At 64.0% G+C, this 17,018-nt stretch carries 21 protein-coding genes; 17 read left to right on the top strand and 4 right to left on the bottom strand.

What is annotated here, in order from left to right:
* Window positions 1-16 precede the first annotated feature (16 nt).
* The 16 genes from ABZN20_RS17005 to ABZN20_RS17080 all read left to right on the top strand — a co-directional run bounded on the left by ABZN20_RS17005 (window position 17) and on the right by ABZN20_RS17080 (window position 12,836).
* Window positions 17-1,111, top strand: coding sequence for a DegT/DnrJ/EryC1/StrS family aminotransferase (locus ABZN20_RS17005; protein WP_367026035.1), 1,095 nt, complete (start codon window positions 17-19; stop codon window positions 1,109-1,111).
* Entirely contained in the window at window positions 1,104-2,258 is a 1,155-nt protein-coding gene (gene lpxB / locus ABZN20_RS17010) for a lipid-A-disaccharide synthase (RefSeq protein ID WP_367026036.1), read from the top strand. The genes ABZN20_RS17005 and lpxB overlap by 8 nt, the downstream gene beginning before the upstream one ends.
* A gap of 72 nt (window positions 2,259-2,330) precedes the next feature.
* Window positions 2,331-2,831: a GreA/GreB family elongation factor gene (locus tag ABZN20_RS17015; RefSeq protein WP_367026037.1), complete on the top strand. Its 501-nt coding sequence runs from the start codon at window positions 2,331-2,333 to the stop codon at window positions 2,829-2,831.
* A gap of 11 nt (window positions 2,832-2,842) precedes the next feature.
* Window positions 2,843-3,577, top strand: coding sequence for a M48 family metallopeptidase (locus ABZN20_RS17020; RefSeq protein WP_367026039.1), 735 nt, complete (start codon window positions 2,843-2,845; stop codon window positions 3,575-3,577).
* Complete coding sequence (locus ABZN20_RS17025; RefSeq protein WP_367026040.1) at window positions 3,577-4,065, top strand: protein disulfide oxidoreductase; 489 nt, start codon at window positions 3,577-3,579, stop codon at window positions 4,063-4,065. Before ABZN20_RS17020 ends, ABZN20_RS17025 begins: the two co-directional genes overlap by 1 nt.
* A gap of 55 nt (window positions 4,066-4,120) precedes the next feature.
* Window positions 4,121-4,516 (top strand): type I restriction-modification enzyme R subunit C-terminal domain-containing protein, encoded by a 396-nt coding sequence (locus ABZN20_RS17030; protein ID WP_367026041.1) that lies wholly within the window; start codon window positions 4,121-4,123, stop codon window positions 4,514-4,516.
* Window positions 4,517-4,564: 48 nt separating this feature from the next.
* Window positions 4,565-5,083 carry an REP-associated tyrosine transposase gene (locus ABZN20_RS17035; RefSeq protein WP_423246452.1) on the top strand — a complete coding sequence of 173 codons (519 nt, stop codon included), beginning with the start codon at window positions 4,565-4,567 and terminating at the stop codon, window positions 5,081-5,083.
* A 251-nt stretch (window positions 5,084-5,334) separates the two neighbouring features.
* Window positions 5,335-5,607 (top strand): hypothetical protein, encoded by a 273-nt coding sequence (locus ABZN20_RS17040; protein ID WP_367026043.1) that lies wholly within the window; start codon window positions 5,335-5,337, stop codon window positions 5,605-5,607.
* Complete coding sequence (locus ABZN20_RS17045) at window positions 5,604-5,900, top strand: type II toxin-antitoxin system YafQ family toxin (protein WP_367026044.1); 297 nt, start codon at window positions 5,604-5,606, stop codon at window positions 5,898-5,900. The genes ABZN20_RS17040 and ABZN20_RS17045 overlap by 4 nt, the downstream gene beginning before the upstream one ends.
* A gap of 244 nt (window positions 5,901-6,144) precedes the next feature.
* Window positions 6,145-6,807, top strand: a complete 663-nt coding sequence (locus tag ABZN20_RS17050; protein WP_367026045.1) for a tetratricopeptide repeat protein — start codon at window positions 6,145-6,147, stop codon at window positions 6,805-6,807.
* Between the two features lie 70 nt (window positions 6,808-6,877).
* Window positions 6,878-7,594 (top strand): ion channel, encoded by a 717-nt coding sequence (locus ABZN20_RS17055; RefSeq protein WP_367026046.1) that lies wholly within the window; start codon window positions 6,878-6,880, stop codon window positions 7,592-7,594.
* 46 nt (window positions 7,595-7,640) lie between these two features.
* Window positions 7,641-8,153 (top strand): DUF4136 domain-containing protein, encoded by a 513-nt coding sequence (locus ABZN20_RS17060; protein ID WP_255556716.1) that lies wholly within the window; start codon window positions 7,641-7,643, stop codon window positions 8,151-8,153.
* A gap of 458 nt (window positions 8,154-8,611) precedes the next feature.
* The gene (locus ABZN20_RS17065) at window positions 8,612-9,445 is read left to right on the top strand and encodes a DUF2092 domain-containing protein (RefSeq protein WP_367026047.1); all 834 of its coding nucleotides are present in this window, start codon (window positions 8,612-8,614) and stop codon (window positions 9,443-9,445) included.
* Between the two features lie 20 nt (window positions 9,446-9,465).
* Complete coding sequence (locus ABZN20_RS17070) at window positions 9,466-10,524, top strand: DUF6515 family protein (protein ID WP_218805629.1); 1,059 nt, start codon at window positions 9,466-9,468, stop codon at window positions 10,522-10,524.
* Window positions 10,525-10,588: 64 nt separating this feature from the next.
* On the top strand, window positions 10,589-11,347 hold the full coding sequence (locus ABZN20_RS17075; RefSeq protein WP_367026048.1) for a DUF3313 domain-containing protein: 759 nt from the start codon (window positions 10,589-10,591) through the stop codon (window positions 11,345-11,347).
* Window positions 11,348-11,630: 283 nt separating this feature from the next.
* Window positions 11,631-12,836, top strand: a complete 1,206-nt coding sequence (locus ABZN20_RS17080) for a C45 family peptidase (protein ID WP_367026049.1) — start codon at window positions 11,631-11,633, stop codon at window positions 12,834-12,836.
* A gap of 122 nt (window positions 12,837-12,958) precedes the next feature.
* Here ABZN20_RS17080 and ABZN20_RS17085 read toward each other — a convergent pair whose 3' ends face one another.
* Window positions 12,959-13,189: a hypothetical protein gene (locus ABZN20_RS17085; protein WP_218805631.1), complete on the bottom strand. Its 231-nt coding sequence runs from the start codon at window positions 13,187-13,189 to the stop codon at window positions 12,959-12,961.
* A 101-nt stretch (window positions 13,190-13,290) separates the two neighbouring features.
* On the opposite strand from ABZN20_RS17085, the gene ABZN20_RS17090 reads away from it, so the two are divergent.
* On the top strand, window positions 13,291-14,682 hold the full coding sequence (locus ABZN20_RS17090) for a L,D-transpeptidase family protein (protein ID WP_367026050.1): 1,392 nt from the start codon (window positions 13,291-13,293) through the stop codon (window positions 14,680-14,682).
* A 7-nt stretch (window positions 14,683-14,689) separates the two neighbouring features.
* Here ABZN20_RS17090 and ABZN20_RS17095 read toward each other — a convergent pair whose 3' ends face one another.
* From ABZN20_RS17095 to ccmI, 3 genes are all read right to left on the bottom strand, one after another.
* A complete protein-coding gene (locus ABZN20_RS17095; protein ID WP_255556258.1) occupies window positions 14,690-15,316 on the bottom strand; it encodes a YqgE/AlgH family protein in 627 nt (208 codons plus the stop codon).
* A gap of 31 nt (window positions 15,317-15,347) precedes the next feature.
* Window positions 15,348-15,665: a YceK/YidQ family lipoprotein gene (locus ABZN20_RS17100; RefSeq protein ID WP_218805632.1), complete on the bottom strand. Its 318-nt coding sequence runs from the start codon at window positions 15,663-15,665 to the stop codon at window positions 15,348-15,350.
* 128 nt (window positions 15,666-15,793) lie between these two features.
* Complete coding sequence (ccmI, locus tag ABZN20_RS17105) at window positions 15,794-17,014, bottom strand: c-type cytochrome biogenesis protein CcmI (protein WP_367026051.1); 1,221 nt, start codon at window positions 17,012-17,014, stop codon at window positions 15,794-15,796.
* Between the last annotated feature and the right edge of the window lie 4 nt (window positions 17,015-17,018).

Raw genomic sequence — 17,018 nt, forward strand, 5'->3', positions numbered from 1 at the left:
TCAGGAGTTTTGCCGCATGATCCCCATGGTTGACCTCAAGACCCAGTACGCCCGCCTGAAGCCGGAAATCGACAAGGGCCTGGCGGATGCGCTGGAATCCTGCGCCTTCGTGCTGGGGCCGAACGTGCAGGCCTTCGAGAAGGAGGCCGCCGAATACCTGGGCGTGAAGCATGCCATCGGGGTGGCCTCGGGCACCGACGCCCTGCATCTGGCCCTCTTGGCCGCCGGCATCGGCGAGGGCGACGAGGTCATCACCTCGCCCTTCACCTTCATCGCGACGGCGGAGGCGATCCGCTACGTCGGCGCCAAGCCGGTGTTCGTCGACATCGACGCCAGGACCTTCAATCTCTGCCCCGTGGCTGTCGAAGCCGCGGTGACGGCCAGGACCCGCGCCATCATGCCGGTCCACCTGTTCGGCCAACCGGCCGACATGCCGCGGCTCCAGGCCGTCGCCGACCGTCATGGCCTCAAGATCGTCGAAGACTGCGCGCAATCCTTCGGCGCCACCGTCGGCGGGCGGCAGACCGGAAGTTTAGGGCTAAGCTCCGGTTTCAGTTTCTTCCCCAGCAAGAACCTCGGCTGCTACGGCGACGGCGGCCTGGTGACGACCGACTCGGACGAGGTGGCGGAACAGGTCAAGACGCTGCGCAACCACGGCTCGAAGGTGCGCTACTACCACGACGTGATCGGCTACAACAGCCGGCTGGACGAACTGCAGGCGGTGGTGCTGCGGGTCAAGCTCAAATACATCGACGAATTCAACGCCGACCGCCGCCGCGTCGCCCATCGGTATTCGGAACTGATGGCCGACATCGCCGAAGTGCCTTACGAGGACGGCATCGGCGTGCACGTCTACCACCAGTACACCCTGCTGAGCGACCGCCGCGACGCCATCCTGGAAGCGCTGCAGAAAGCCGGCATCGGCTGTGCGATCTACTACCCCGTGCCGCTGCACCGGCAAAACGTGTTCGCGCAGGACTACGCCGACGTCAGCCTGCCGGTCTGCGAGGCGGTGGCGGCGCGCTGCGTTTCGCTGCCGATCTTCCCCGAGCTGGCGGAAGCGGATATCCGCAAGATCGCGGACGTGGTGCGCCAGGCGGTGAATGGCTGAGCGTGCTCCGCTGGTCATGCTGGTCGCCGGGGAAGCCTCCGGCGACCAGCATGCCGCCGCGATGTTCCGCGAACTCCGGGCCCTGATTCCGCAAGTCCGCGGCATCGGCATGGGCGGTTCCGCCATGCGCGAGGCCGGCATCGACATCCGGGTCGACTCTACCGGCCTCGGCGTCATCGGGCTGGCCGAAATCGCCCGCCACTACGGCGAGATCAGCCGTGCGCTCGAGGCCATGAAGGCGCTGGCCCGCACCGAGCGGCCCGATCTGCTGATCTGCGTCGACTACAAGGAATTCAATTTCCGCCTGGCCCGCGCCGCCAAGGCGGCCGGCATCGAGGTGCTGTTCTACGTCAGCCCGCAGGTGTGGGCGTGGCGGCCGGGACGGGTCAAGGACTACGGCCGGGCGATCGACCACATGGCGGTGATCTTCCCGTTCGAAGTGCCGTTCTACGAGCGGCACGGCATCCCCGTGACCTATGTCGGCCATCCCCTGGCCGGGAAGATCGCGCCGGTCGCCGATGCGGGGAGGATGAGGCGGGAGCTGGGGCTGGACGAATCCGGCCCCCTGGTCGGCCTGCTGCCGGGCAGCCGAGGCAATGAAATCCGCCGCCTGCTGCCGATGATGCTGCGGGCCGCGATGCGAATCGCCGGGGAGCGGCCGGACGCCCGTTTCGTGCTGATCCAGGCGCCGTCGGTCGCCGACGAGCTGTTGGCCGCCGAACTGGAGGCGGCGCCGGTGCCGGTCGAGGTGGTCAAGGAACGGCGGCACGACGCCTTGGGCTGCTGCGATGCCGTCATCACCACCTCGGGCACCGCGACCCTGGAAGTGGCCCTGCTCGGCGTGCCCATGGCCATCGTCTACAAGCTGGCGCCGCTGAGCTATTGGCTCGGCAGGCTGCTGGTGACCATTCCTTTCATCGGCCTGCCCAACATCCTGGCGGGGCGCAAGATCGTGCAGGAGTTCATCCAGCACGAAGCCGATGCGGAAGCGGTCGGCGGCGAGATACTGCGCATCCTGAACGACCCGGCCTACGCCTTGCGGGTCCGGGACGATCTGGCCGAGGTCAGGACCACGCTGGGCGAAGGCGGCGGTTCGCGGCGCCTGGCCGAACTGACGGCGGAATTGCTTGGGGTGTCCGCCCGGTAGCGGCACATTTGTTTCCCGGTGCCTGCAAGAGTATTCTCGCAAGCCGTTTTTCACCCAACCCGAAACGAACCCATGAGCCGTGCATTCGTCAAGGAAACCGACGGCGACGAGCTGGACGACGGCGCGCCGGAGCGCCCCGTCAGCCCGCATCCGAACTACGTGACACCGGCGGGGCTGGCCCAGCTCCAGGCCAGGGTCGCGGAGCTTTCGGCCGAACGGCAGCGCCTGTTGGGCGACGAGTCGGTCGGTGCGAAACAGCAGCTCCGCCACGTCGAGCGCGAACTGCGCTATTACGACGAGCGGGTCGTCAGCGCCATCCCGGTCGATACCGCGGCCCAAGCCTGCGACAGGGTCCATTTCGGAGCGACGGTCGAGCTGGAGGACGAGGCCGGCAATGCACTGCGTTATTCCATCGTCGGCGAAGACGAGGCGGACGCGGCCCACGGCAAGATCAGCTGGGTGTCGCCGCTGGCCAAGGCGCTGCTGAACGCCGAGGCCGGCGATACGGTCACCTGGAAGCGTCCCGCCGGCGACAAGGAGCTTCATATCCTCGCCATCCATCCTTCTCGCTAGCAGTCGCTATCGTGCACCCACTGCCACCCTACCGCCTTCGCCGCAGCACCCGCGCCAAGTACCTGCGGCTGCTGATACGCCCCGAGGGCATCGAGGTGGTGGCGCCCGAGGGGCTGCCCGAATCCACGGTGCTGGCCTTCGTCCGCCAGCATAGCGGCTGGGCCCAGGCGAAGCTGGAAGAAATGCAGGCGCGGCTGGCCAAGCTGCGGCAGGGCCGGGTGGAGCGTTTCCCGGCGGAAGGCGGCAGCGTGCCGCTGGAGGGCCGGGAAACGCCGCTGTTCATCGAGGAAACCGGCGGCAACCGCGTCCGGATTTCCTTGGAGGAGCGGGGGCTGCGCCTGATCCTGCCCCAGACCTGCGGTGCCGAACGGGACCGTTACGTGCGCGACGCTTTGTTCGGCTGGATGAAGCGCCGGTTGCCGGGCCGTGTGACCGAACTGATCCAGCGGCATGCGCCGCTGCACGGGCTTTATCCGCGCCAATTGCGGATCAAGAGCATGCGCACCCGCTGGGGAAGCTGCGGCCCGGCGAACGACGTGAATCTCAACTGGCTGCTGGGGCTGGCGCCGCTTTCGGTCCTGGAGTACGTGGTGGTGCATGAACTCTGCCATATCCGCCACCGCAACCACTCGGGTGATTTCTGGGAACTGGTGGCGGCCCATCTGCCGGACTGGCGGCAGGAACGCCAGTGGCTCAAGACCCATGGCGGCGGCCTGATCCAGCGCTTCGATCCGGCGTTCCCGTGATGGCCGTCCGCTGGCGCAGGGTGCTGGGGTGGGGTGCGGTCGTCGCCCTGTTCTTCGCCGTGCAAGGGTTTCTCAACCGTGACATGGCTTCCGGGCCCGCTCCCGCCATCGAGGGCCGCTTCCTGGACGGTTCCCCCGTTTCGCTGGACAGCTTGCGCGGCCGGCCCGCGCTCGTCTACTTCTGGGCAAGCTGGTGCCCGATCTGCGGCGCGATGGAAGACAAGATCGGAAGCCTCGCCCGCGACCACGCGGTCATCACGGTCGCGTACCAGTCCGGGGATGTTGCGGAGGTCGCGCGTCATGTCGCGGAGCGGCGCCTGGATTGGCGGATCGTACCCGATCCGGATGGCGTCGTAGGCGCAGGTTACGGTATCCGCGGCGTGCCGGCGTTCTTCGTCCTCGCCCCGGACGGCACGATCCGTTCCCGCAGCGTGGGTTTCACACCGGAGTGGATGCTGCGTCTGCGGCTATGGCTCGCGGCGGGTTAAGCGCCGCAGTTCGGCGAAATCGCACTTTCAGTTGGCAAAGGGGCCTTCGAATCAGATGGCTGATGAGGCCGTGAAGGAACTCGCGGAGACAATCGAAAAGCCGCCCTACCTGTTGAACGAATCCCAGCTCTGGAACGCCTACGCCGCGCTGGAAAAATCCAAGGTCAGAGGCGCCTCTGGCCGCCGCATCCTCACCGACCTCGTCTCGCTGGTCAGATTTGCCATCCACCAGGACAACGAACTCATCCCCTTCCCCGAGCGCGTCAACGCCAACTTCAAGGCGTGGCTGGAAATGATCTGCGACCACATCGCCGCAAATCTGGGCATCGAGCCGGATGACTTCGAGTACGCGCCGTTCCCGCAACATGGCGGCCTCGGCAAGCTGCATCAGCTGTTCGGCGATAAGTTGAACTCGATCATTGAAGAATTGAACGAGACGTTGGCTGCATGAGACAGCCGAAGGGTGGATAAGCGAAGCGCATCCACCAGACAAACACCGATGAGCAACTACCGAAGAGCCAAAATCGCCGGAGGAACCTTCTTCTTCACCGTGGTCACGCACGACAGAACGCCGTATTTCGCCGATGAGTCTGCCATCCAAATCCTGCGGGCCGCATTTGCGAAGGTGAAAACCGCCCGTCCCTTCGAGATCGAGGCCATCGTCGTCATGCCGGATCACCTCCATTGCATCTGGCGCCTGCCGACAGGAGATGACGACTATTCCGGACGCTGGCGGGAGATCAAGAAAATCGCATCGCGGCAGTTAGACCCGGTCACCAATCTCCGAAACGAACGCCCGGTATGGCAGCGCCGATTCTGGGAACATGCCATCCGTGACCAAGAAGATTGCCGCCGGCACATGGATTACGTCCATTACAACCCCGTCAAACATGGTCTGGCTCGACGGCCGATCGATTGGCCCTGGTCCAGTTTCAAGAAGGCGGTGGCGAAAGGCTGGTATGAACCGGCGTGGGGCAGTGACGAGCCGGCACACATTGCGGGTTTGGAATTGGAATGATGGGGATGAGGGAGCATCGCCGGATTTCATGAATCGATGGGGTTGGGTGGATGCGCTTCGCTTATCCACCCTACCAACGCTGTTTTTATCAACGTCCCATCGTAGGGTGGATAAGCGAAGCGCATCCACCAACTCTGGCGGGTGACCCTACCGGCGTTAGAGTGGATAAGCCAGCGCAGCCACACGTATGCTGCTTGATAGATGCCATGTTCGGTGCTTGAATGGGTATCCAATTCGGTACAGGAGCCTCAATGAACGCCATCCCCGCCCAGGAAATCAAGCGCCGCGGCATCGCCGCCGTGGACGAAGCGCTGGCCCAAGGCCCGGTGCACATCATCAAGAACAACCGCCCGCAATACGTGGTGCTGACGGAAGAGAGCTACCAGGAACTGCTCGAAGCCCAGGAAGAAGCTGCTCTAGCCCGCATCAAGGCCTCGCTGGAGGACGCCAAGGCCGGCCGCGTCACGCGGCATGACAACGTCGAAGCCCTCATGCAACGCCTGGACAGCGAACCCGCCGCATGACATGGACTCTCGCCACCACGGCCTTCTTCGAACGGCGCGCGAGGAAGTTTCTGACCAAACATCCTGACCTCCGGGCTCGCTTCATCGAAACATTGGAAAAACTGCGCGCGGACCCTTTCGAACCCAGCCTGCGCCTGCATCCCCTCGGCGGTAAGCTACAGGGCCTGCAGGTTGTCAGCCTCACCTACAGCTACCGCTACCGCTACCGCTACCGCATCACACTCACCTTGCGAATTACCGAACATCAAATCCTCCTGCTCGACATCGGTAGCCATGACGGGGTGTACGGATGAGCGGGGAGCTGAAGGTCGAGGAACTGCGGGCGGATTACGGGAGCAGTTCCGGCTGATCGGCGTGGATCTCGGGGAGGAAGACGATCGGCTGGAATCGGCATTCGACCGAGTGTGAATCGTGCGAATGACGTACGGTATGCTGTGCGTGTTCGATCTTACTTGATGCAATCCGAATCCAAAGATGTTTTTCCCACGCAGGCTCCAACGCCAAGCTCATCCTTGCCACGCATCCCTAATGCGTCCCGTGGCATGGCTTCTCACGGTTTTTCTTTGCGGTGCGGCGTACGCCGACGGGGACGCCGGAGTGAAGGCCGTCGAGCGGGGCGATTACCCGGCCGCACTGCGGGAATTCAAGCAGGCGGCTGAGCGAGGTGAGCCCGCGGCCCAGGTGAATCTCGGCAATCTCTACATGAAGGGGTTGGGGGTCGAGCAGGACTATGCGGCTGCCGAGCGCTGGTACCGCCAGGCCGCCGAGCATGGCGACCCCATCGGGCAGAGCAAGCTGGGCATCCTCTATTACTACGGTCTCGGCGTGGACAAGAATACCGACGAAGCCGCCCGCTGGTTTGCCAAAGCCGCGGACCAGGGCGAACCCGGCGCGGCGGCAGTGCTGGGTTCGATGTATGCCGAAGGCGAGGGCGTGATCCGCGACAACGTGAAGGCTTACTACTGGTACACGCTGGCTGCAGACGGCGGTCAGACGGATGCGCTGGAGGCGCGCGCCACCCTCGTGGACGAAATGACGCCGGGCGAGATCGGCGAAGCCTTGCAGCGGGTCGGCGAGTGGCGGGAGGCGCAGCTCAAGGCGGCGAAGCCCTCGGCAGAGGATAAAGCGGACAAGCCTTCCAGCGGGAAGGGAAAAAAGCGCGCCGGAGGTGGCCGCGCTCGCAAGAAATCCTCGAAATAGCAGGTAAACTTCCCGATAGAGCGCCGTGTCAGGAGCGTAATCCGGGATCGACCATGCCCAGTCTTCTCTCATGAAGGAACCTGTTCGCGGCAAATCTCCTCCGCGGCGTGTCACGCCGGGTCACCTTCTCGGCTTCGGCCGCGGGCCGCACTATTACGTCTATCTGCTGGCCACTTTGATCGTGCTCCTCATCATCAGCGCCGTGACGGAACGGCTGGTGGTCCGGATCGTGGAGCAGCTGATCATGATCGGCACCCTCATTTCCGGCACCCTGGCCACCGGCAGGACGCCCATCCAGATCGCGCTTACGGTTACTGCAGCCTTCGTCATGTTCGTGGCCGGCTGGGCCCGTCTGTTCGTGCCGGAAACCTACTGGCTCACGGTCGTCTGGCTGATATTCAGCTTCCTGTTTTTCTCCCGCGTCACACTCGCGCTGGCCTGGGACATCTTCTCCAGCCGGGCGCATGTTTCCGCCAGCCTGCTGTACGGCGCCGTCAGCGTCTATCTGCTCATGGGATTCACCTTCGCCAACGCCCATTTCCTGCTGGAGACCGTCGCGCCGGGCTCCTACCAGTGCGGCGCGCCGCAGTGTCATCAGGATCCGGTATCGCCCGCCTATCTGTATTTCAGCTTCGTCACGCTTGCGACCGTGGGCTACGGCGACATCGTCCCCTTGAGCCGGGTGGCGGGCATGCTGGCCTACATGGAGGCGATCGCCGGCCAGATGTACGTGGCGATCCTGGTGGCCCGGCTGGTCGGCATGCAATTGTCCCAATCCAGAGATTAAACGCATCGGAGGAGAAACCGTGCATTCGAATACGAAATGGAGGTGGATGTCGGCAGTGGCTGGCTCGCTCGTTCTTGCGCTGCTTTTGGCTTGCGCCGCGATCCAGGTGGATACCGGTTTCGACCGGAACGCCGATTTTTCGCGGTACAAGACCTACTTTTGGCTCAGCCGGCCGGCGTCCGGCAACGCGTCGGTGGACCGCAGGATCGTCGAGCTGATCGACGCCGCATTGCGTTCCAAAGGCTGGCACAGGGTCGCCGAGGGCAAGGGGGACGCCGCTCTGGACGCTGAAGTCCTGACCGAAGAGGAGGAGCGCAACGATACCTACTACGATGGTTGGGCGCTCAACCAGAATGTCGGTCCCGCCCAAACGGTGGTCACCACCTTCCGGGAAGGGACGCTGATCGTGAACGTCCTCGATGGGCGGTCGGGGCGTCCCATCTGGCGAGGTGTGGCGCATGAAACCCTCTCCGAGGATCCGGCCGAGAACGAGGCGCTGGCCGGGCAGGCGATAGCGAAGATGTTCGCGGCCTTTCCGCCGGCACGCGCGCCCCGCTAGAACAAGCGCCCGCTCATGGTTTGCGCTCTCACTTCGATGTTGTAGGCTTATTCGCGCAGTGTCACTGCGCGGCGTCATTTTCGCGATGGCTGGTTTTGTCGGCAGTTGGCCCGATTTGTCCTTAGGTTGTTCGATTCAAGGAGAAGATGCGTGGAGCGAAGCTTCGGTTGCCGACTCGATCGATTCCGGATGTGCGCTTTTCCCAGCCTGGGCCGATGCCGAATGTGCGGTGCCTATGCTGCGATCGGTATCGATGACCGTCTTGCAGGCACATATGCATTGCAATCTCGACTAACTGGCCACCGGTACCATTTCCCTCGTTGGCACCGCCCAGCGACGGACGAGGTCACTGATTCCCTGACTGGGCAGACGCCGGCGCTGGTCTGCGGGATTGGCGGCGGTATCTTTCGGACCGGCGCCATCGGCGCCTTGTCCCACTTCGACAAACGGAGGACGTGGTGAAACAGAATCGACGGACACGCCGTCGCGGCGCCCTGGCGCTCGCCGGCCTGCTGATTTGCGCCGGTGGCGGCTGGGCCACCGGGGCCGACAAGCCGGCACCCAAGGCCGCCGCCGAAAGCGCGCCGGAAGCGGCGATCGGTGCGCAGGTGGACCAGTTGCTGCGGCAGATGGGGGACTACCTCAAGTCCGCCAAGGAATTTTCGGTGCACGTGGATGTGTTGTACGACGATCTTCTCGCTTCCGGCCAGAAGATCCAGCTCGCGGCGTCCGACGACATCGCGGTCCGCCGCCCCGACCGTTTCCGGATCCGGTACCGCACCGACACGGGCGGAAAACGCTTCTGGTACGACGGCAAGACCTCCACCCTGCTGGACGAGGCGCACGGCACCTATGCCACCGAGCAGACGCCGGCGGGCATCGACGCCACGCTGGACTATCTGATTTCCCAGCTCGGTTTCACGCCGCCATTGTCGGACCTGCTGTACAGTGACCCCTATGCCATCCTGAAGCAGCATGCGGTATTCGGTTTCCATGCCGGAATGAGCGAAGTGGGGGGGATGCCGTGCCATCATCTCGCCTTCGTCGGCAAGAACGTCGACTGGCAGCTCTGGATCGAAGACGGCAAACTGCCGCTGCCACGGAAATTCGTCATCACCTACAAGACGCTTCCCGGCGCGCCGCAGTACATGGCGGTGCTGTCCGATTGGGACTTCGCCAGCCATCTGCCGGATTCGGCGTTCAGTGCCGCGCTCCCGCCGAAGGCCGAGCGCATAGGGTTCTTGAAAGCCGCGGCTTCTGCCAGGAAAGAGCAGGCAAAGAAAACGCCGTGACGCGAGTGGAGGACAAACTGATGAATCGAAATACCGGATTTGAGAACCGTCTGGGCATCGCCGTATTGGGATTGCTGCTGGCCGGTGCGGGGCTGCCCCGGATTGCCGGCGCGCATGGCGGATTTGGCGGGGGATTCGGAGGCGGCCATTTCGGCGGTGGGGAATTCGGCGGCCATGTCGGGGGCGGCGGTTTCGGCCAGCGCGCGGGGGATGACCGCGGTGACGAGGGCCAACGCTACGGCGGGACCGGGATAGGCGGCGGCAGTTTCGGCGGCGGCGGCTTGGGCAGTGTGCGGGCGTCCGACGGCGCGGACGGCGCCGGCCACGACTGGCGGCAGAGCGCGAACCGCGATTTCGGGACTGGAGGCCAGGGCTTCCAGCGCCCGGAAGACCGCCAGGAGGCGACGCCGGCCCAGCGTCAACAGGATCGGGACAATGAGGTCAACACGGCTCAGCAGAATCGCGACAAGGAGATAAACACCGTCCAGCAGAATGCCTACAAGCAGCAGGACGCCATGGCGCAGTACCACTATCAACAAGCGGAGCAGCTCCAGAGGAACCGCTACGACTATTACGGCGGCGGCAACTACTACGGGCCGGTGTTCATCGGCGGCACCTGGGGCGGCTATTACAGCGGCATGGCGATGATGGGCATGATGGAGGGCCTCATGATCGGCGAAATGGTCGCTTCGGTGCCGCGCAACTCGCAGCCCGTCGTGGTCGAGAACAACACCTACTACTACTCGAACGGCGCCTATTATCTGCCGCAGGGCTCGGGTTATGTGGTGACGCCTCCGCCGCTGGGGGCGACCGTGACCAGCCTGCCGCCATCCTGCGTCACGGTCTACAGCGGCCAGCAGCCTTATTCCGACTGCGGCGGGGCGTTCTATACACCGTCCGGCGGCGGCTATACGGTGGTCACGCCGCCCCCCGGCCTGACCGTGAGTTCGCTCCCCGGCGGCGCGGCGACCCATACCGTCAACGGCGTCAGGTACTACGAGTTCGGCGGGATCTGGTACCGTCCGTTCTACAGCGGCAGCGACGTGGTCTACCAGGTCGTCAACAGTCCGAATGCCTAAAAGCCCCCTCATTTTGAGGAGAGCCGCGGTGAGGATCTCGAACAGGGAAAAGGGGCGCGGCCGGATGCCGTCATTTCGCAATGGTCACGGCCGCTCCCGTGCTCTGCTGGCAGCCGTGGCCGTGTCGTTTCTCTGCGGCTGCAGCGCGACCAAGCAGGCAAGGGAGGTCGAACGTTCCGGATTCCTGGGAAGCTATTCCAGCCTGCGCAAGGGCAACGGCGACGAGCCCCTGCTGATGTACGCCGATCCGGCCGCCGACTGTCGGAAGTACACGAAAGTGATGATCGATCCGGTGACGCTATGGGCGAAACCGGGCGATTCCTGGCTGCAGAAGCTCGAGCCCAAGGACCGCGACATGCTGCGCAAGCTCGGTACCGAGACCGTGCAGGACGTCATGAACAAGGCCCGGTTCGAGGTCGTGACCCAGCCGGGCCCGGATGTGATGCGGGTGCGCATGGCGCTGACCGAGGCCGACAAGGCCAACGTGCTGCTGAAAGAGGGTGCCGTCCTGGCGCCTTATGTCACCGCGCCCGCCGCGCTTTACTCGGAAACCACGGGCCAGGCCTTGTTCACGGGAGACGCGGCGTTCGAGCTGGAGCTCCTGGATTCCCGGACCGGCCAGCGCCTGTATGCCGCCGCGGACAAGCGGGTCGGCAAGCTCGACGTCCGCGATTTCCACGAATGGGATGACGTGAAAGAGGCGTTCAAGTCCTGGGGCGAGCGGGGAGCGCGGCGGCTGGTGAACTGCCGGACGACGGGCTCGTTCGCCTCCAGCCCCAAGGAGCAGAGCTTTGAGGAAAAGATCGACAACAATGTGCCTTGAGCCTGGCACAGGAACCATGGTGAGCGGGCTTCTGCCGGGGGCGAAGCGCGGAAACCGGAGCTTATTCCGGTTCAATAGACAAGGTTCAGGGACGTCTCCCCCAACGCTGTGAACTTGTAACCGTTCAGTTTCCTGGGAGCGCGGGCGTCCCGCCCCCTGAAAATGCGGCCAAGACGGCCGCGATCCCGGCAAAAAAAGCGGGGGGTATGAACGGGTGCGTGAACCTGGGTGTATCGGAACTCTTTCCGGTTCGTTCCTTCACCCTGCTCCTGGAGTTGCATCGATGCCAGGCTTTCGGTTGGAGATGATTCTTTCCAGGAGCGCCAATCGCTTGGGTCTTTGCGCTTCGCAGCCGAATATTCCCTTTCGTTACCCCGAGGGCAAGTACGAGAGGGGGGAGTTAGCATATATCCATGATATCCCGGTGCTCGCCGTCGAGGGCCTTCCACGGGAGATCGGTGAGCAGGTTGCCGTTCTTGCCCTACTACCGGCTCAAATTCTATTGGGCTATCCGATGGATGTCCTCAGGCGGCGCCTTCCCATCGGGGACAAGCTGAGACAAAAAGTCTTCGAAAAACTCGTTCAAAAAGGAAGGTTGTTACTTCTCAACTTTCCTGAGCATCATCGTGCAGAATTTGACGCCCTTGCCAATTTCAACATGGACCGCGACCCTCTGTTGGCAGCGAACACCATGTTTGACCTCAAAAATGTGGGGCTGCGCGAGTTATTCGGCTGCTCCAGTCTGATTGTGAATGCCGAACATACCGCAACCGGCAAGCCCTTGTTCGGACGAAATCTCGATTTTTTTTCCTGCGGCTACCTCCATGCATACAGCCTGGTAACTGTCTACCGGCAAAAGGACAAGAAGGCATTTGTATGCATAGGGTTCCCAGGATTCATCGGCTGTATTTCTGGCATGAACGACGCAGGTTTGTGCCTTGCTAGTCACGATGTTTTCACCCCTACACCGGATCGGAAATTCAATCCCAATGGGACGCCATTTGCTTTATGTTATCGTAGGCTGCTCGAGGAATGCTGCAGTGTGGATGAAGCAATCGAATTGCTGAAGAAGATGGAACGTACCACAAGCACGCTCTTGGTTCTTTGTGATAAGGAGGGCGGTGCTACGTTGGAATTGACGCCAGATAACGTTATCAGGCGATCTATGGTTAACGGCTTCTGTACCTGTACTAACCACTTTACATCGAAACAGCTTTCTGCAAAGAAGCAGGACAATGTTTATAGAACTCTCGATCGGCAAGAGAAACTCCAGAACATCGCGCCGGGCGAAAAACTTGGGATTAAAGAAATGCAACAACGGCTTCATTCGGTTAATCAAGGTGACTTGACAATTCAGACCATGATATTTGAACCGGAGCACCTAAAAATTCATTTGGCGATTGGCGATGGTCCTTCCTCAAGGCATGAGATGAAGACCCTGGATTTTGGGTTGCCAGCAAGCGGAAGAAAAGGACCGCTGAGTCGATAAATGGGTTGCCGCTCAGTGGTAAGCCCCAGCCTCGCCGCGGGTAATTTAACCCAGCGGAGCGGCACGCGCGGACAGTGAAAGTCAAGCAGAAGGTCTGAGTTGTTTCCGAACGCTGGCCTGCGTCAAGAACCTCGCCCCGGATTCGGGGCTATGTCTCCCTGGCCGCAAGAGAGGCCGTGAACGTGGTCGGCGCGATCGTGGGCGATGCCGGCAAAGGCGTTGCGATCGGCGCGGAGGGCGGCGGCGTGCTCAGCGCCGCGAAGCGCCGCCGCCAGCAGCAGGCCGAACAGAAAGCCCAGGCTCGGCAAGCCCAGACCCGGTCCCCGCAGTTCGGCGACTATCTGCGAGCCCATGGCGGGCGCCTGCCTGAAGGGGTGGGATTACCGCGTCGAATGATTCGCCGGGCGGAGAGCATGTGTCGTGAGTGGCATGCATGCTGCTTGCGGCATTCGGCATGAACGCCTTACTTTTCCCCGTCTTTGTTTCGGCTCGCCGCCTGTGCGGCAATTTCTCCATCCGTCTGCCGCAGCGGCTGCTGTTCGTGGCTGCGGCCAGCGCCCTGCTCGGAGGCTGTGCCTTCACGCCTCCGCCGCGGGAGGCGCCTCCGAGTCCGCCGCCGCTTCCGGTCGCGGTCGAGAAACACCAGTTCAGCGTGGCCGGAGACGAAAGCGTGGTCGGCCAGCTTGCATCGGTCGAGACCCGCGACGGCGACACGCTGTCGGACATGGCCCGCCATTACGGCCTGGGATTTCAGGAGCTTACCACAGCCAATCCGGGCGTCGACCCGTGGGTGCCGGAGGCCGGCCGCCGCTTGGTGCTGCCCTTGCAGTTCACTCTGCCGGACGCGCCGCGTAAAGGCATGGTCGTCAATTTGGCGACGATGCGCCTGTACCATTTTCCGCCGAAGGCTGCGGAAGGCGCCGTGTCCACCTATCCGGTAGGCATCGGCAAGGAAGGACGTTCGACGCCCACCGGCTACATGACCGTGGTCCGCAAGACCGAGTTTCCGACCTGGTATCCCACCGAGAACATCCGCAAGGATCATGCGTTGAAGGGCGACCCGCTGCCGGCGGCGGTGTCGCCCGGCCCCGACAACCCGCTGGGCGATTTTGCGATGTATCTCAGCCGGCCGCAGTACCTGATCCACGGTACCAACAAGCCTTACAGCATCGGGTTCCGCGCCAGCAACGGCTGCATCCGGCTGTACCCCGAAGACATCGCCGCCGTGTTCCCCCAAGTGAAGACGGGGGCCGCCGTGCGCATCGTCAACCAGCCGTATCTGGTGGGCCGCAAGGGAGGCCAGGTCTACCTGGAGGCGCATGAGCCCTACGAGGAGCTGAACCAGGCGCGGCTGAAAGCCGAGCTGACCGCCAGGCTGAAGCGTCTGGAAAAAAAGGAAGGCATCGCGCTGGACTGGCCCAAGGTGGAGCAGGTTCTTTCCGAGGCTCGGGGCATTCCCGTGCCGATCCAGGCGAATTCACCGGCGGCGTCGGCCGTAGTGGCCCAGGCGACCGAGCTGCGGCGGCCCGCCGCCTGGTTCGGCCGGCCGGAGCTTCCCGCCGAGGATGCGAGCGGCTGGCTGGTGAAGGCGGCGGCGACGCGGGAAGAGCTGAGTGCCCGCCGCGTCGCCGCGGTGCTCAACCACCAGGGACCGCCGATCCCCGCGCGGGCGGTAAAGGCCGGCGACGGCTTCGAGGTGCTGGCGGGGCCGTTCAAGGACGGCAAGGCCGCCAAAATGGCGGCGAAGCGTTTGAAGATCGACCTGGAACTCGACGCCGAAGTACGTCCGCCCACCGATTCGATGCGTGTCGCGGGGGCGAAGCCTCCGGCGCAGGCCGGCCGGTGAGGCCGAGTCACAGGGGCATGCCGGCGTGCTTGAGCGCCTCTTCCCAGACCTTGTCCGGCTCCTCGGAGAAGATGAGGGAAGTGTCGGCCGGTGCGAGCAGCCAGTCGCCGCGGGCGATCTCTCCGTCGAGCTGGCCGGGCGACCAGCCGGCATAGCCGAACAGCATACGCACCTGCCGGGGGCCGCGGCCGCGCGCGAGGGCTTCCAGGACATCCGGCCCGGTTGACAGGGACAGCCCCTTCTTCAGCGCGCGCGTGCTGGCGCCGGCGTAATCGTCCGAATGGAGTACGAAGCCCTGGCCGACTCCCACCGGGCCGCCCAGATACAGTTTGATTTCGCGCTGCTCTTTGGAAGACAGTCCGAAGGCTTCCAGCAGCTTCGCCAGCGGACCCGCCCCGGCGAGGCGGTTGACGATGAGGCCCATGGCCCCTCCCTCGCTGTGGCTCACGACGTAGATGACGCTGTGCGCGAAGATGTTCGCCGGCATCTTCGGATGCGCGACCAGAAATTGGCCGGAGGTATCGAAGTGCCCCTTGGGGATTTCCGGGGGACGCACATAAGCCGACGCGGCGGAGCCGAGCGCCAGCGCGGTCGACAGGATGAGGAACGTCAGTAAGGAATGGCGGGACGGCATGGCCGGAGTGTATCCCACGCCGCTCCGGGAATCACTTGCGCTTTCTTCCGGGGAAGTCTTCCGGGTGGTGGATGCGGTAGAGGTCGTAGGGCAGGGCCAGGGTGTCGAAGACGGCGCCCACGGGCAGGTCCAGCACGAACGCGGGGAACAGCAGCACGTGCATCCAGCCGGGATAGGGCAGTTTGCCGTTGATGGCCGCGTCGATGTCCTTCACCCCTTGCTGGGCGCCGGGGTAGACGGTCCAGCCCTTCCTGGGCAATACGTCGTTGCGGGCACGGATACTGGCGCACCCGCTTGCCAAGGTGGCGATCAGGACCAGGGTGACGGCTAGGCCGCGCTTCGTGTTCATGTTGTTGTTCTCTCCCGGCAACGATGTCGGAAAATGCGATGACGGCATGCAAGACGGGGGGCGGGTGAACCGACCTCCGCCGTAGCCGTCAATATAGCCTATCGGCGGCGCTTGTGCTGCCGTTGCCGTCAGTTCACGACCTGGCCGATTTCCACCGAATAGCTGCCGCCATCCTGCGCCTCCACCGCGGAGGTCAGCCCCTGCAGGTCGCCCGGGGAGGGCATGGCGTTGCCGGTCTTGGAGACGCGGGCGCCGATGACGATGCGCGGGAAGGACGACAACTTCATACCGGGCGCCATCGCCATGCCGTCGTTCAGGGTGATTTCGGCCGGCAGGTCGCTGACCTTCTTGCGGCTGATGGCCAGGGGCATGGGCGGGCCTTCCGCCGCGCGGGCGAAGACGAATACGACGTCGTTGGGGCCCGCCTGTCCTTTCAGTTTGTCGTCGAGGCTGACTTTCACCCGGATGCTCTTGCCTGTTTCGGTGGCTGCGGGAACCGTGTCCGCCGTCTTGGCCTGGGGCGGGGCCGTGCCCTCCAGCTCGGCGATATAGCCGTCCAGTTGCCGGGTCTGCTCGCCGTCCGCGGGCAGCAGCGATCGGAGCTTCTTCCAGTATTCCAGGGCCTTGGCTTTGTCCTCCCGTTCCACCGCGGCGAGGCCGGCCAGCCAGAGGCTGTGCATGTGATCCGGATTGCGCTGGAGGACGCCGGCAATGATTTCGGTGGGCTTGCCCACGAGGCTGCCCTGGTTCGTCTCGCCCAGCGCCTGGGCATACAGCGCCTCCACATCGGGATTGCCGGGCGCCAGCTTCAGCGCGAACTCGTAGGCCTGCACCGCCTTGTCCATCTGCTGGACGGCCAGGAGCGACCGGCCGAGCAGGAGCCAGCCGTCCAGATCGTTGGGCTGCTGCTGGAGGCGCTTGGAGAGCTGCTCGATCCTGGCCTGCAAATCCCCCGCGGCCATGTCCGGCTCGGCGGCGGCCACGGTGGCCGGGTGGGCGATCAGGTCCATCCGGCCCAGCCCCCCGTACAGCGCCAGAATCGCCAGCGGCAAGGCCGTCAGCACGACGATGAGAGCGGTCTTCCCTGCCTCCGGCGCCTGCCGGGGGAGCTTGGTCTCGGCGGCGGCGAGGTCGGCCAGGAGATCGCGGTCGAATTCGTCGCCGAACCGTTCCGCCGCCTTGTCGTCGCCCGTCTCGGCCGCGAGTTCTTCCCGCTTCTGCCGGTTGATCAGCCAGTTGAGCTTCGCGCGGTCGACGCCGGGGGCGGATTTCCGCCCCAGCAGGGCGGGAAGGAAAAAGCCGTAGCCGGCCAGCAGCAGGGCCGCCGCCAGCACCCAAAACGATGTCATGTGA

Source organism: Methylococcus sp. ANG (genome assembly GCF_040730495.1).
Classification (GTDB): domain Bacteria; phylum Pseudomonadota; class Gammaproteobacteria; order Methylococcales; family Methylococcaceae; genus Methylococcus.

What these genes read in the sequence shown, in the direction of transcription:
- ABZN20_RS17090 (WP_367026050.1), top strand. Translation starts at nt 13,291, where the DNA reads ATGAACGCCTTACTTTTCCCCGTCTTTGTTTCGGCTCGCCGCCTGTGC.
- ABZN20_RS17055 (WP_367026046.1), top strand. Translation starts at nt 6,878, where the DNA reads ATGAAGGAACCTGTTCGCGGCAAATCTCCTCCGCGGCGTGTCACGCCG.
- ABZN20_RS17005 (WP_367026035.1), top strand. Translation starts at nt 17, where the DNA reads ATGATCCCCATGGTTGACCTCAAGACCCAGTACGCCCGCCTGAAGCCG.
- ABZN20_RS17035 (WP_423246452.1), top strand. Translation starts at nt 4,565, where the DNA reads ATGAGCAACTACCGAAGAGCCAAAATCGCCGGAGGAACCTTCTTCTTC.
- ABZN20_RS17070 (WP_218805629.1), top strand. Translation starts at nt 9,466, where the DNA reads ATGAATCGAAATACCGGATTTGAGAACCGTCTGGGCATCGCCGTATTG.
- ABZN20_RS17040 (WP_367026043.1), top strand. Translation starts at nt 5,335, where the DNA reads ATGAACGCCATCCCCGCCCAGGAAATCAAGCGCCGCGGCATCGCCGCC.
- lpxB (WP_367026036.1), top strand. Translation starts at nt 1,104, where the DNA reads ATGGCTGAGCGTGCTCCGCTGGTCATGCTGGTCGCCGGGGAAGCCTCC.
- ABZN20_RS17045 (WP_367026044.1), top strand. Translation starts at nt 5,604, where the DNA reads ATGACATGGACTCTCGCCACCACGGCCTTCTTCGAACGGCGCGCGAGG.
- ABZN20_RS17100 (WP_218805632.1), bottom strand. Translation starts at nt 15,665, where the DNA reads ATGAACACGAAGCGCGGCCTAGCCGTCACCCTGGTCCTGATCGCCACC.
- ABZN20_RS17015 (WP_367026037.1), top strand. Translation starts at nt 2,331, where the DNA reads ATGAGCCGTGCATTCGTCAAGGAAACCGACGGCGACGAGCTGGACGAC.
- ABZN20_RS17080 (WP_367026049.1), top strand. Translation starts at nt 11,631, where the DNA reads ATGCCAGGCTTTCGGTTGGAGATGATTCTTTCCAGGAGCGCCAATCGC.
- ccmI (WP_367026051.1), bottom strand. Translation starts at nt 17,014, where the DNA reads ATGACATCGTTTTGGGTGCTGGCGGCGGCCCTGCTGCTGGCCGGCTAC.
- ABZN20_RS17030 (WP_367026041.1), top strand. Translation starts at nt 4,121, where the DNA reads ATGGCTGATGAGGCCGTGAAGGAACTCGCGGAGACAATCGAAAAGCCG.
- ABZN20_RS17085 (WP_218805631.1), bottom strand. Translation starts at nt 13,189, where the DNA reads ATGGGCTCGCAGATAGTCGCCGAACTGCGGGGACCGGGTCTGGGCTTG.
- ABZN20_RS17025 (WP_367026040.1), top strand. Translation starts at nt 3,577, where the DNA reads ATGGCCGTCCGCTGGCGCAGGGTGCTGGGGTGGGGTGCGGTCGTCGCC.
- ABZN20_RS17060 (WP_255556716.1), top strand. Translation starts at nt 7,641, where the DNA reads ATGTCGGCAGTGGCTGGCTCGCTCGTTCTTGCGCTGCTTTTGGCTTGC.
- ABZN20_RS17095 (WP_255556258.1), bottom strand. Translation starts at nt 15,316, where the DNA reads ATGCCGTCCCGCCATTCCTTACTGACGTTCCTCATCCTGTCGACCGCG.
- ABZN20_RS17075 (WP_367026048.1), top strand. Translation starts at nt 10,589, where the DNA reads ATGCCGTCATTTCGCAATGGTCACGGCCGCTCCCGTGCTCTGCTGGCA.